Here is a 13,028-nt window from a genome sequence, read left to right as displayed (position 1 = left end):
CTGCCATGTCCGAACCCCTGCCGTCCGACAACACCTTCGACCATCTGCGCAGCCTCGACGGCGAGCACGTCGGCTACATCCATATGACCGACGACGGCGGGTTTGTCCCGTATGACCTGCTGCACCGCCGTCGCGCTGAGGCCGGTGACCTCGATGCGGCCGAAGCCCTGCTCGATGAGCTGGGCCTTCGGATGTTTATCGAGGAGTGGTGGCTCGAGGACGGCGGGCAGCAGATACCGGTGCTGATCCAGGAAGTGCGCCGGGACCGGGTGGTGGTGGCTCCGACAGCGGAGGGCGCGATTGCTAAGGCCGCCGATATGACCGCTGCAATCGAGTTGCTGCTGCCCACCGACCGGCTGCACTCGCGTTAGCCCTACCGGATTCGTTCGTGCGACGCTGGAGGGATGGATTTGGTGGTGTCGCCCGCGCTCACGATTCCCGCCGCTGAACTCGACTGGCGGTTCTCCCGTTCGTCCGGCCCCGGGGGCCAGCACGTCAACACCTCGGACAGCCGCGTTGCACTCTCCTGGAACATAGCCGGTTCTGCGGTGCTGTCGGAACAGCAACGCCTGCTGCTGCTGCAGCGGCTGAAACGCAGTCTCGTGGCCGGAGTGCTGACCGTGACGGCCTCCGAGCAACGTTCCCAGCTCCGCAATCGGGAAACAGCCCTGGCCAAGCTCGCCGCACTCGTGGCAAACGGACTGGCGCCCGGACCTGCCCCGCGCCGCACCACCAAACCTACCCGGGGCTCAAACTACCGCCGCCTCGATGCCAAGAAACAACGGGGTGCCACGAAGCGGCAACGGCAACGGCCGCCGGCTGACTAATTCCACCAGGGATTGGCATCAATCTGAGGGCTGCTGCCCGCTGGCCGGTTGTATCCGGGTTAGCTCGGCGTCGTCGAAGTTCCGTACTGGGACGGGCCTACCCGGCGTCGAAGCTGCTCATTTTCGGAAACCCGGTCCCGAAGACCCATAACAACCCTCATAAGGGCATCGTCAACGTGATCCTGCAAATATCCCTCACGGAATTTTGTCGGTGAGAACTTCTGATTCATTACCTGGTCAGCAGTGATAATCGGCGAGGTGTGAGGAACGGACCGACCCAGGGAAACGGCCTGCTGCACCTGAGTGTTTTCCTTATCGAGGCGCTGAAGCTCCCTGACTACCCGCTCAAGCAAGTCATCGACCTCGTCCTGGTCATAGCCCTCCTTGAATTTCGTGGGCTGGAAACGCATAGCTGTAACTTCTTCAGCAGTGAGCTGCCCGGTACCCAGCGATCCGGCACCCTGCGACCCGGATTTCCCCTTGGATTTGGAGGGTATGAAACATACCAAACAGACCAAAACAATCATCCCTACAAGAATCCAATTACTCCCTGAGCCGTCGCTTTCGCTGCCGCTTTGGGCCATTACCGCTGAAACATACTCAAAAGACATGGATATCCGGCTTTCGTTGGGTCGGTTTGCTGTGCCGCAGAACGGGTAGTGCTAGCGGCAATAACTGTAACCGTCCCCCTTTTAAACGCTGGCATTTGATTCACGCAATTTACCAGGACGTTCTACAACCAGGACCACCCTGCGGCCGGCCGCCCACGGCCTTCTGCCACTGCACCGGATTTGGACAATGCAGGGTTGCGGGCCAGCATCCGGCCCAGGTTGGAAGAGTCCGGTTCGGTGCGTCCGGCGGCGGCCGCCAGGCTCCGGCTCATCCGTGCGGCGTGGGCCGTGGTGAAGTGCTTCCCCAGCAGCGCCTTGGTCAGTCCCGCGTCCACCCAGAGCGCGTCCAGCACGGTGCCGGCGGTGCGGCGGATGATGGTGTCGTGGTCAAAGGGCAGCCCGGATACCCGTTCCACCGGGGTGACCTTCACCGCGGTTTCATTGAGCCGGGCGTCCGGATGCAGGACAACGGTGTGGACAATCGAGATGGTCGGCCCGCGCGGATCCCGGTCCGGGTTGTCGTAGACGCCCGCCGTGTCGAGGTGCTGCACTTGGTCCTCCCCTACTCCGGTCTTGACCGTCAGCGCGCGCAGTGCGGCCTCGGCCAGCCGTTCGGAGGGAAGCAGGAGAACGCCGGGGAGCGCCTGCGCGCCGGCGAAGGGTTCGTTGACCCGCTCCGCGGTGACCAGGCACAGTCCCCCGTCCCTCACGATGAAGGGCACGGTATCGATCGAGACGAGGGGCTGCAGCCTTTCGGAACTCATGAGGCAATGTTACCGAGCACTGCACGGACGTCCGCGAAGGATTGGCGGCGGAGGAACTCGCCGTTGGCCCAGACGGGCTGCAGCAGGGATGCCTCTTCCTGCTCGGGGGTGGCCTTCTCGATGAGGACCAGTTCGCCGTCGTCGTTCCGGGTGACGGCCAGGCGGCCGGTGGCCGAACGCTTGGAACCGAAGCCCTTGGCAGTGATCGGATCCTTGAACACGTTGCGGGGCTGGCCGTTGACCTCGATGTAGGTGACCTTGATGGCCGAGGAGAACGTGTCCCGGGTGACGTACTGGTAGGTGAACGAACCGGCGCCGAGCACGACATTCTCCGAGGCGTAGCCCGCTTTCTCCAGCCGTGCAGTGATGTCCGCGGCACGCTCGGGGGTGATGGAGTCGCCGTACATAACGCGCACGTTGTTCAGGACCTTGTAGCCGGCGTCGTTTCGGGTGGAGCCGAACTCGGCCTCCAGGAGGGCGACGACGCCGAAGTAGGCCGGGTCCTCTGCCATCGATGGTGCCGTGTCGGGGACGACGGCGCCGGGGCGGGTGGAGGTGCCGCAGACGATGTCGGCCGGGTCTCCGGAGTCCGGACGGATGACGACGTTGCCGTCCCGCGCGGTGATGATGTCCTTGAGCCCGGGCAGGATGCCCTGCAGTACGTGCCACAGGTCGTACCCGTCGGAGACCAGGGAGATGTTGCCGGTGGGGTTGACCTCCAGGATGTGGCGGAAGGTTTCCGCTTCTCCGTCCTGGCCGCCGGCGCACATCACGGCGTGCTCGCTGGCGGGGATGGAGCCGAGGATCTGGCCGTTGTCCGTGCCGAAGGAGGAGTTGTAGTAGCGGCGGATGAAGTCGGCCGAACCGAGGGAGTCCGAGCCCTTGAAGGAGAGCAGGTGGCCGGCGCCGGAAGCGGCGGCAGCTTCGACACCGGGCATGCCCCGGAAGGAGAAGTCGTGGAGCTGCCAGTCCACATAGCCGGCGTCCGTGCCGGTCTTCGCGGCGGCGGTGTCGAGGATGCCGCGGTACTTGTCGGCAATGGTCGCCGCGGTGGAGGGCTGCCAGATGGAGGCGCTGAGCGCCGTCTCGATGTAGTTGACCAGCCAGAAGAACTCCGGCTCGGTGGATTCGACGGTGACCGAGGGGACCTGCAGGGGCACCCGGGTTCCCTCGGGCACGGCACGGAAGATCAGCGGCAGGTAGCCGCGGCGGTGCAGGGACCGGATGTGGTCGGTGCCTACGGTGTTGGGGCCGAGGATGTCGTTGAGGCCGGCCTGGTATTCGGCCACGGCGTCGTCTTCATCGGCGGCGAAGAACGGGGCGAAGGCTTCAATGCAGAACTTCTGCAGGAAGGCCTGCAGGCCGAAGTGCACCACGTGGTCCACGCCCTCGATCCGGGAGCCGCGGTTGGTGAAGTTGGAGAGAACCTTTGTGGTGCCCCGGGGGTACATGTGGATGTGGCCGAGCTTGTACGCGTCCGTCTGGAACAGGGCTGCGGTGATGCTGGCGGTGGTCAGGGCGATCGGTGCTGCTGTCGTGGTCATGGCCGGTTCCTTAGATGAGGTGGGAGATCAGGGGCGTGATGGAAGCGGCGACTGCCGGGTTGGCGGCGCCGGGGTGTGAATCCGTGGTGTAGATGGAGCCGTAGGCCTGCCGCAGCTGGGCTGCCTTGCCGGAGAACACTCCGTGGCTGACCCATAGGTCCAGGCGGTCCGGCCCGAGCCCCGTGGCGGCTGCCAGGCCCATGAAGGTTCCGCCGCCGTCGCAGATGTCGTCGACCACCAGGAAGCGTCCGTCGTCGGGCAGTTCCTCGCAGGTGAACCCGGACAGCTTGCCGGTGGCAAAGTCCCGGTGCTTCTCGGCGGAGTAGAGCGGAAGTCCGAGGGCTGCGGCGGCTCGGGCGGTGCGTTCCTTCGCCCCGGCGTCCGGGCAGATGACGCCGGCATACTCCCCCGCCTTGTTCCGCAGGACCTGGGCGATGACGGCGGAGGAATCCACGACGCGCAGGTTGCGGACCAGGGCCGGCATGACGGGCGAGTGCGGGTCGAAGCAGACCACTTCGTCGGCGTTCATGGCGTTGATGAGGTTGGCGTAGACCTTGGCACCGAAGGGGTTGCCGCGGTCCTGGCGGGCTCCGGGCAGGTACGGAATGAGGGCCTGGACCTTGTGGCCGCCCTGGTGGGCGTAGTCGATCCACATGGCTGCGGTTATGTACTCGTTGGCGTCGGCGCCGGTCAGATAGAAGTACAGCGGGGTTTCCTCCGGGCTGCCTGCGACCTTGAGGTGGGCCTCCCCGGCAGGGAAGGACATCGGCGTCGCTGCCGAGTGGACGGTGTATCCCTGCGGGACTGTGGCGTATGCGGTGAACATGCTGCCAGCCTACACCGCTTTTTCGTCAATGGACGTTTATTGGTGCAATAAACGTACTGTTACGAATAATGAACAATGGGTGCGGGCTACCCGGTCGCTGGGCTGACGAAACGGCCGCCCAACTCCTCGGCGAGAGCGGCGGTTTGGTCCGGCCCCGGCATCTGCCCCTCACGGCCCGGCAGGACCAGCACGTGCCAGTTGCTGCCTTCGGCGAAGTACGGGAGCGGGTTTTCGGCGGCGTTCAGCAGTTCGGACGCCTTGGTCCGGTCCGCCTCGTTCTCGTAGCGGACTATTTCGACGGTGTCGGTGCACATCCGATACTCGGGAAGATATCCGTCTATCTGCATCGTGACAGGCTCCGCTGTGGTGCCGGGGTCGCAGTCCAGGACGCCGACGACGGCGTCGTACACTTCGTTGACCGACCCGAAAGAGGAAAGAGTTCCCTCGACGGTGCGGCCGGCCGGAGCGGCCTGCTCGTCCGCGCTCGACGACCCGGCGTCCGTGCAGGCAGAAAGCAGCAGCACCGTCGCTGCTGCGGCTGCGAGTTCCTTTACTTTGCGCATTGGCGTCCACCCCGTCGTTTTGGTGGGGACATCATTGCACAGGCCTGCCAATCACGTGCCGATGTCCCTCCGGGTAAGCGCGAAGGCAGCGAGCAGCACCAGCAGCGCACTTGTTCCATACAGTGCACCGAGCCCGGCCCAATCGGCCCCGTTGCCGAGCGGGCTGCCGCCGAAGGCCCAGTGATAGGGCGTCCAGGAGTGAAGGTAGTCCAGGTCCGGATTCTGGTTGGCCACCGCATTGAGAGCGTACCCGCCGACGGCGACCGCAACGGCCGCGGTGAGCGCCCAGACGCGGCGGCCGGTAAAGGCTCCCGCAGCAAGGGCGACGGACGCAGTCAGCAGCGCCAGTCCGATGAGCGCCGCACACCCGGCCCAGACATGGGAAGGAATGAGACCGAGTTGTGCGGGGCGGTTGAAAACCAGCACGGCCAGGCCCGCGAAAAGGCCGAGCAGCAGCAGACGGGCAGCAATGGCGGCGCTGCGCTCCAGCACGAGCTGGACCCGGCCGACCGCGTGGGCCAGCACGAGTTCCAGCGTCCCGCTCTCCTCGTCGCCGGCAATCGCCCGGGTTCCCCAGGAAATGGCGGCGATGGTGAAGAGGGCGAACCCGATGAGGCCGAAGAACGTCGACTGGGTATAACCGGCGCCGGTGGTCAGCTCGTCATAGCCCAGTGCGGATATGAGTTCGGGCGGCAGGCTCTGCAGGAGATCCTGGAAAGCCTGACCGGCCAGGGATGGATAGAGGGGCAGGTACAGACTCAGGACAGCCAGGATACCCGCCGCCCATCCCAGAAGCGGACGCCATGACGCGGCGAGTGAACGGGTGAACAAGGGGAGGCGGCTCATTCGGCGGCACCGCCGTCGTCCGGTCCGGCGGCGTTCTCCGGCCCATAAAACCGCAGTACGGCTTCCTCGAGGTCGGGCTCCTGAACCACCAGGTCGAGGAGGTGATGTCCCGCCAGGGCCGTGATCAGGTCCGGCATGTCACCCTTGAACCGGCCATGGATTGAGGTTGGGTCCCGGGGGTCCGGGTCAGCGGGTACCTGCAGCAGCTCGAATCCGGGCACCTGCCGAAGGCGTTCAACCAAGGCAGGTGCCTCTGCTGCGGTGATTCCAATCCGCACGCGGCGACCGGCTGAAGCCCGGATATCCGCGGTGCTGGCAGCGGACACCACTGTCCCCTTCCGGAGGATGGCCACAGTGTCAGCTGCCTCCTCAATCTCGCTGAGAACGTGCGAGCTGAGCAGCACCGTCTGGCCGTTGCTGCTCGCTTCCCTCACCAGCGCCAGGAACTCCTGCTGGACCAACGGGTCCAATCCGCTGGTTGGTTCGTCAAGGATGAGCAGTGGCGGTTGATGCATAAACGCCTGAATGAGTCCCAGTTTCTGCCGGTTTCCCTTGGACAGGGCACGCACCGGGCGGCCGAGGTCCAGATCGAGCCGCTCCGCCAGCGCCGGAACGGTCCCCGGATCCACGTGTCCACTGATGTGCGAGAAAAAGCGAAGGAGTTCACGTCCGCTGACCCTGTCCGCCAGGGCCGGATCTCCCGGCAGGAAGCCGATGCGACGACGCAGGGCCGACCCTCCGCTGCGGGGATCAACACCGAGGACGGTTACCTCCCCGGAGCTGGGACGCAGCAGGTCCAGCAGCAGGCGCATCAATGTGGTCTTGCCGGCGCCGTTGGGACCGATGACCCCGAAGATGCTTCCCGTGGGAACCTCCAGATCGATGCCTTTCAGCGCTTCAACGCGTCCGAAGTTCTTATGCAACCCGCGGGTGCGGACGACGGCGACGCCAGAGCCAGATTCCATGCGGTCAGGCTACGCGCCTGCAGCGGGTGTCGGGTAGGCGGCGGCACCGGTCGCCGGGGCGGGCCAGGAGGCAACGCAGGATCCATGCTTGAACCATTGACAAATTCAATAATAGTTGGTCAACTGTGACGCACGCCACAACCTTAGCTGAGTCGTCCGGCAATAGGCGACACATTTGTAATCGTTCGATCAGGAAAGTGTCGCTTAGTTCCCCCCTTGATGGGCAATGCCGGCCAGCAACGGGCGAAACTTCCAGACGCAATCAGAGGAGTCAGAGCTGACTATGAACCAAAACACCAAGGCCTTTGCCGCCCTAGCCGTCGCCAGTCTCCTGCTCAGTGCCTGCGGAGCCAGCCCCAACGCCAGACCCGCCGGCAACAACAACTCAGACGGTGCTTCCAGCGATGCACCGCAGTCGCTCGTTTTCGCGGTTGTACCCACCGATGACAGCAAAGAGCTCGAGGACAGCTTCAAACCAATCGTTGCGGCAATCGAAAAGGAAACCGGGCTCCCCACCAGCATCGAGGCCGTGAGCAGCAATGCCGGGGTCATCGAAGCGCAGGCTGCGGAGCGCGTAGACGTGGCCACCTATGGAGCATTCTCCTACTACCTTGCCCAGAATGTCGCGGACGTCACGCCGGTTGCCATGGACCAGCGGACTCCGGCAGCCGGATCCGGTGCAGTCCAATCCCTGGGCGTCGTCGCTGCCGGTTCGGACATCAAAACGCTTGAGGATGTCCAGGGGAAGGACGTCTGTTTCACCGATCCTGCGTCCAGCACCGGCTATCTGGCTGCAGCAGCAGGATTGATAAGCATCGGCTTGGATCCCAAGAGCGACATTAATCCGATTTTCGCAGGTTCCCATGACGTTGCAGTGACGCAGATGCTTGCCGGTGACTGCGATGTCGCTTTTGTTGCCGGCACTTTCATCACGGACATTCTTCCGGCTCGAGGAGTAATTAAGGACGGAGACGTCGAGACCCTGTGGACCTCCCCGGATATTCCAGGAACTCCCATGGTTATCGGCAACTGGCTGCCGGAAGATCTGCGCACCAAAATCAGCAATGCGGTGCTCAAATACAATGCCGTAACCGCCGCTGAAGCGGGTCTTTGCCCCGACGACCAACGCGAGGCGCAGCCGTCGTGGGGCGAGGAGTATGCCGGCAAGATGGCCTGTGAATGGGGCGGTACCGGGGCCTTCGCCTTTGAACCTGCCACCGATGAGGACTTCGCGACCATCCGTGAAATCTGCGAAACCACCCAGGCAGAAGTCTGCCGGAACGAATAGCCGGTAAGGAAGAAGCAATGCCTGCTCCCCTGCCCCCGCCTGAGTCAGGACATCACACCGTGGCCCCCCAGTCCCCGAACGACACCAACACCGCCCCCAGTCTGCTCCTCACGGATCTAAGCATGAGCTTCGGGGCCAAGACCGTCCTCCGAGAGGTAAACCTGGATGTGCATCCGGGGCAGTTTGTCGCCCTCGTCGGACCCTCCGGCGCCGGCAAGTCCACGCTTCTCCGGCTGATCAACGGCAGCCATAGCCCCACCGGGGGCAGTGTGACCGTCTTAGGCGTAAACCCGGCCACGTGCGGCCGAAAGAACCTGCGGAAGCTGCGGACGCGCGTCGGCTTTGTTTTTCAGCAATTCGGCTTGGTGGGCCGCCTCAGCGCAATGGAAAACGTGCTGATGGGGGCTTTGGGATCGCTCAAGATGCCCCGCTACGGGATTTCAACCTATCCCCGGCCGCTGCGGGAGAAAGCAGTAGCGAACCTGGAACGGGTTGGCTTGGCCGATCAGAGGTTCCAACGCTGTGACACGCTTTCGGGCGGGCAGCAGCAGCGGGTAGCCATAGCGCGGACACTGATGCAGGATGCCCGCATTGTCCTCGCCGACGAGCCGGTGGCGTCGCTGGACCCCAGTGCCAGCCTCTCGGTCCTGAACACCCTGAAGAAGGTCAGTGCAGAGGACGGATTTACGGTTATTTGTTCCCTGCATCAGGTTGACCTCGCCCTGCAGGTATCAGACCGGGTGGTGGCGGTCCGTGACGGCTCCCTCATCCTCGACACCCCCACCCCGGCTACCTCGGAGGCTGCTGTCCGCGCCATTTACGAGAAGGCGAAAGGCCGCACTGCATGAGTGCCTCCACGGACAGTATCGACGAAGCCGGCCGGGCAGTGGCGGGGGCGGAACGGCAGTTCGACCCCGGGAGCAACGGCACACCGAAGCCAACCCCCGGCGGGCGACCGCGCGTATCCGCAGCGACGCTCGGCATTCCGCTGGCTTACCTCGCTGTGACGGTCTTCGGCATCTGGTGGATCGACATCCGCCCTGCCGCGGTGGCCGCTGGACTCGGGGACATCGGCCGGCTGCTTCAAAGGATGGTTCCTCCCACCACGGGTCCCGTACCGGCTCTCCTGACCCTGCTGCTTGAAACACTTTGGATCGCCCTGGCTGGAACGGGGCTGGCGGCAATCGCGTCGGTTTTCCTGGCAGCGGCGGCATCACGGCACTTCACTGGCCCTCGGGCAGTCCGGTGGTTTGCCCAAGGCATCATTATCGTCACCAGAGCCGTCCCGTCACTGATCTTTGCCATCCTCTTCGTCCGTATTTTCGGTCTGGGACCGCTCGCCGGCGCACTGGCCATCGCGTTCCATTCCGTCGGCATGATCGGAAAGATGATGTCCGACGTCTTTGAAGAACAAACTCCGGCTCCGCATGAAGCAATTGCCGCCGTCGGCGCGAACCGCATGCAGAACTTTGTTTCCACCACGCTGACACGAGCCCTGCCGGCCGCTGCATCGCTAGTGATTTACCGCCTGGACATCAATGTCCGTGCCTCTGCCGTACTCGGGCTGGTCGGGGCCGGCGGTATCGGTGTTGCGCTGCAGACTGCCATCGGGTCCCTGAATTACCGCAGGGCAGCGGGCATCATCCTGGCCATCGTCGTCCTCCTCCTGATCCTTGAACTGATTGCCTACCTCGTTCAGCGTGCGGTGGCCGAGCACGCAGATGAACACACCGAGTCCCGGCTCTTTGCAGCCGGCAAAACAGCGGCCACGCCGGGATGGAACCGGTCAAGGCTGCTGCGCACCGGCGCCGGCGCGGCGGCCGCCTGCCTTTTCCTCTTCTCGCTGGGTCAGCTTTCCGTGAATCCTGCCCGGTTGGGACAGGCCTGGGGCAACGCCACTGCCCTACTCGCCGGTTTTGTCCCTCCCGTATTCACCCAGGACATCCTGCTTGGGATCTTCGAAAGCGTCATCATGGCGTTCACTGCCACGTTTTTCGGAGTGCTGATCGGCCTCGTTATCGCCGTACTGTCCACCCGGCATTTGGTGCGCTTCGCCCCGCTGGCATTTGCATTGCGCGGCCTGGTGGTTTTCGTCCGGGGCATCCCCGACATTATCTACGCCCTGATTTTCGTTGCCGCTTTGGGACTTGGACCGTTCGCCGGTTTCCTGGCTCTGACGATCTCCTGCACGGCTTTGGCGTCCAAGTTCTTCACGGATTCCCTGCATAACGTTGACCCTGCACCGCTAAGGGCCCTTGAGGCGACGGGAGCGAACCGGGTTCAGGTGTTCGTCAGCGGGGTCTGGCCGCAGTTTGTTCCCAGTTTCATTGGAAACAGCCTCTTTACTTCGGACCTGGCCCTGCGCGAGTCAGCCGTGCTGGGAATCGTTGGTGCCGGTGGCGTGGGTTTCCTGCTGGACGAATCCGTGGCGACCCTGCACTACCAGCAGACAGCCGGCATCCTTATCGGCCTCATTGTTGTGGTCATCGCTCTTGAATCGGTGGCCCGCTGGGCCCGCAGAAAGGTTATCTAATGTCCCCATGCCCTTATGGCAACGCTTCGCCGGCCTCGGCCGGCGCCCCCGCATCCGGGGGACGCGCCGCGGAGTGGTCTCCCGCCATGGACGAGACGTTCGGCAGTGCCCACCAGGATTACGCAGAGCTGCGCCGAAGCAATCCCTTCCCGTGGAGCGATGACTTCGGCGGCTTCTGGTCGGCAACAACCTACGAGGATATTGTCCGCATTACGCAGGACGATGAACTTTTCATCACCTCCGTGCAGAACGTGGTTCCTCATGTCCCCAGATCCTCCCGCAGGCCTCCCCTGCATTTCGATCCGCCGGAACACACCGCTTACCGTGAAGCAATTGACCCCGTCCTGCGCCGTTCAGTGGTCCGGGAGCACGAAGAAGCCTTTCGAGCGAGTGCACGGGAGCTGGTGCAGTCGCTCTTCCTCAGCGACGACGCCGACGGCGTCCGGGATTTTGCAGCCCCCTATGTCATGGACTGCTTCGCCGCTTTCCTGGCCGTGCCGGCCTCCCTCGCCCGGCGTATCCGGGACATCGGAGTCCGATACTCCTTCGCCATCCAGGACATGGATGACGACGTCATCGGGCAATGCAGTACTGAGCTCTACACGATAGCGGAGCAGGTGTACCGGGAGCGGGTGGAAGCCGGCGCCGACCCAGAGCGGGACCTCGTCTCCAGTCTTCACCAGGCTGCCCTGAATCCGGAGAACCATATCAGCGAGCGGACAGCAATAGCCACGATCCGGCAGATGATCGTAGCCGGCATGGGCGCACCACAGGCCGTTCTCGGCAGCTGTCTGGTGCATCTTGCACAGGACCAGGTCCTTCAGCAGCATCTGCGGGAGCACCCGGAAGACCTTGCTCCTGCCATAGAAGAGTTCCTCCGGCTCCACGCCCCCTACCGGGTCTTCGCGAGAACAGCCAGCCGAGACACGGAAGTCCACGGGCGGCCGGTCCGCGAAGGCGAGCCCATTGCCCTCATTTTCCCGTCCGGGAACAGGGATGAAGGGGTCTTTGCGAGTCCGGACGATTTTGTGCTGCGGAGACCGAACAACTCGCATTTGGCCTTTGGGCGCGGTGCGCACAAGTGTCCCGCGGCAACCATGGGACGGCTGGAACTGCTCATCGCATTGGAGGTGCTTCTCGAACACACGGAGGCCTTTGAACTGGCGGGTGATGTCGTGATGATGAACTGGCTGGAGTACGGACCCCGAGCCGTCCCGCTTCGACTGCGGGTCACACCGGACACGGGCAACGCCGACGCTTCCAGCGGGCCGGGCGAATGACAGAATCGTCCCATGCCCACGTCCACATCCGTGCCGGTTCTTCCACGCTTCCAGAACGGCGCCCGTTCGCAGCAGCTACTGACGGTCCTGTTGGGAGATTACTGGCACGCACGGAAAGAGCCCATCCCCTCGGCTGCGCTTGTCGAGTTGCTCCAGGTCTTCGGGATTACAGCAACAGGCGGACGAGCGGCGATTCAACGCCTGGCCCAGAGAGGGTTCCTGACCGGAACGAAGGCAGGACGCCAGACGGCATATGGGGTGTCACCCATGAGCCGCGAACGCATCAATTACCACGTCCGTGCCCTCTTCATGGGCCACGTCGCCCAGCCGTGGGACGGCACATGGACGCTGGTGGGATACTCGCTTCCGGAGGACGCCAGGGGTACGCGGCGGCTGCTGCGCGACCAGTTGCGCCAGCTTCACTTTGGAAATCTCTACGACGCACTATGGATCAGGCCCGGCAACCAGCTCGAATCCGTCGTCGAGCTCCAGGCGAACCTGGGAGCACAGCTGAACCAGGGCCACCTGACTGTTTTTACCGAAGCGAAGCTGCCCGAGGGCACGGGGCTGGACGCGATACACGCTGCCTTCGGCCTCCCGGAGCTGGCCGCGGACTACGCCGCTTTCATCGATCGGTGGGAGCCTTTCGCCCAGAAGCTGGAGCAGGGACCGGAAGCAGTGCTGGGGTTGCCGCCGGGTTCATCGGAACGGTCAGGGGACGAGGCCCTCCGGTTGCGGACCTCCCTGATGGCGGATTGGCGCACCCTCCGCAGGCAGGATCCCCACCTGCCTCATGAACTGCTGGGGGCCGGTTTTCCCCTGCACCGGGCCGTTGCTGCCTGCGCCGCCCTCTATGACAGCCTTGGTCCAGCGGCCGAGGCAGGTGTTCGCCGGATACTTCGTGTACACGACGAGCAGTTGGCTGAGCGGATCACGCACCATACGTTCGCTGCATCGGCTTCCCTTCTCTCGGAGGACTGA

At 63.9% G+C, this 13,028-nt stretch carries 14 protein-coding genes; 7 read left to right on the top strand and 7 right to left on the bottom strand.

Annotated features, from left to right (window positions below; all coding sequences use genetic code 11):
- The first annotated feature begins 5 nt into the window (after window positions 1-5).
- Both LJ760_RS07105 and arfB read left to right on the top strand, forming a co-directional pair.
- Window positions 6-371 carry a serine/threonine protein phosphatase gene (locus LJ760_RS07105; RefSeq protein WP_227921144.1) on the top strand — a complete coding sequence of 122 codons (366 nt, stop codon included), beginning with the start codon at window positions 6-8 and terminating at the stop codon, window positions 369-371.
- 33 nt (window positions 372-404) lie between these two features.
- Window positions 405-827 carry an alternative ribosome rescue aminoacyl-tRNA hydrolase ArfB gene (gene arfB / locus LJ760_RS07100; protein ID WP_227921142.1) on the top strand — a complete coding sequence of 141 codons (423 nt, stop codon included), beginning with the start codon at window positions 405-407 and terminating at the stop codon, window positions 825-827.
- Window positions 828-886: 59 nt separating this feature from the next.
- Here the strand turns inward: arfB and LJ760_RS07095 are convergent, their stop codons facing one another.
- From LJ760_RS07095 to LJ760_RS07065, 7 genes are all read right to left on the bottom strand, one after another.
- A complete protein-coding gene (locus LJ760_RS07095) occupies window positions 887-1,438 on the bottom strand; it encodes a DivIVA domain-containing protein (RefSeq protein ID WP_227921141.1) in 552 nt (183 codons plus the stop codon).
- 122 nt (window positions 1,439-1,560) lie between these two features.
- A complete protein-coding gene (locus LJ760_RS07090; protein ID WP_227921140.1) occupies window positions 1,561-2,202 on the bottom strand; it encodes an NUDIX domain-containing protein in 642 nt (213 codons plus the stop codon).
- Entirely contained in the window at window positions 2,199-3,746 is a 1,548-nt protein-coding gene (locus LJ760_RS07085; protein WP_227921139.1) for a nicotinate phosphoribosyltransferase, read from the bottom strand. The genes LJ760_RS07090 and LJ760_RS07085 overlap by 4 nt, the downstream gene beginning before the upstream one ends.
- 10 nt (window positions 3,747-3,756) lie before the next feature.
- Entirely contained in the window at window positions 3,757-4,572 is an 816-nt protein-coding gene (locus LJ760_RS07080) for a ribose-phosphate pyrophosphokinase (RefSeq protein WP_227921138.1), read from the bottom strand.
- Window positions 4,573-4,658: 86 nt separating this feature from the next.
- Complete coding sequence (locus LJ760_RS07075) at window positions 4,659-5,135, bottom strand: hypothetical protein (protein WP_227921136.1); 477 nt, start codon at window positions 5,133-5,135, stop codon at window positions 4,659-4,661.
- Between the two features lie 51 nt (window positions 5,136-5,186).
- Entirely contained in the window at window positions 5,187-5,981 is a 795-nt protein-coding gene (locus tag LJ760_RS07070; protein WP_227921134.1) for an ABC transporter permease subunit, read from the bottom strand.
- Window positions 5,978-6,946, bottom strand: coding sequence for an ABC transporter ATP-binding protein (locus LJ760_RS07065; RefSeq protein ID WP_227921132.1), 969 nt, complete (start codon window positions 6,944-6,946; stop codon window positions 5,978-5,980). Before LJ760_RS07065 ends, LJ760_RS07070 begins: the two co-directional genes overlap by 4 nt.
- A 283-nt stretch (window positions 6,947-7,229) precedes the next feature.
- Here LJ760_RS07065 and LJ760_RS07060 point away from each other — a divergent pair, with 283 nt between their 5' ends.
- From LJ760_RS07060 to LJ760_RS07040, 5 genes are read left to right on the top strand one after another with little or no spacing between them, the layout of a single operon-like run.
- A complete protein-coding gene (locus LJ760_RS07060; RefSeq protein WP_227921130.1) occupies window positions 7,230-8,234 on the top strand; it encodes a phosphate/phosphite/phosphonate ABC transporter substrate-binding protein in 1,005 nt (334 codons plus the stop codon).
- A gap of 59 nt (window positions 8,235-8,293) precedes the next feature.
- On the top strand, window positions 8,294-9,082 hold the full coding sequence (gene phnC / locus LJ760_RS07055) for a phosphonate ABC transporter ATP-binding protein (protein WP_227921129.1): 789 nt from the start codon (window positions 8,294-8,296) through the stop codon (window positions 9,080-9,082).
- A complete protein-coding gene (gene phnE / locus LJ760_RS07050; RefSeq protein WP_227921128.1) occupies window positions 9,079-10,767 on the top strand; it encodes a phosphonate ABC transporter, permease protein PhnE in 1,689 nt (562 codons plus the stop codon). Before phnC ends, phnE begins: the two co-directional genes overlap by 4 nt.
- Complete coding sequence (locus LJ760_RS07045) at window positions 10,767-12,047, top strand: cytochrome P450 (protein WP_227921127.1); 1,281 nt, start codon at window positions 10,767-10,769, stop codon at window positions 12,045-12,047. Before phnE ends, LJ760_RS07045 begins: the two co-directional genes overlap by 1 nt.
- Before the next feature lie 12 nt (window positions 12,048-12,059).
- Window positions 12,060-13,028, top strand: a complete 969-nt coding sequence (locus LJ760_RS07040) for a PaaX family transcriptional regulator (RefSeq protein ID WP_227921126.1) — start codon at window positions 12,060-12,062, stop codon at window positions 13,026-13,028.

It is taken from the genome of Arthrobacter sp. zg-Y895, assembly GCF_020731025.1.
Classification (GTDB): Bacteria; Actinomycetota; Actinomycetes; order Actinomycetales; family Micrococcaceae; genus Arthrobacter_B.
This window is presented reverse-complemented; position numbering and strand designations above follow the sequence as displayed.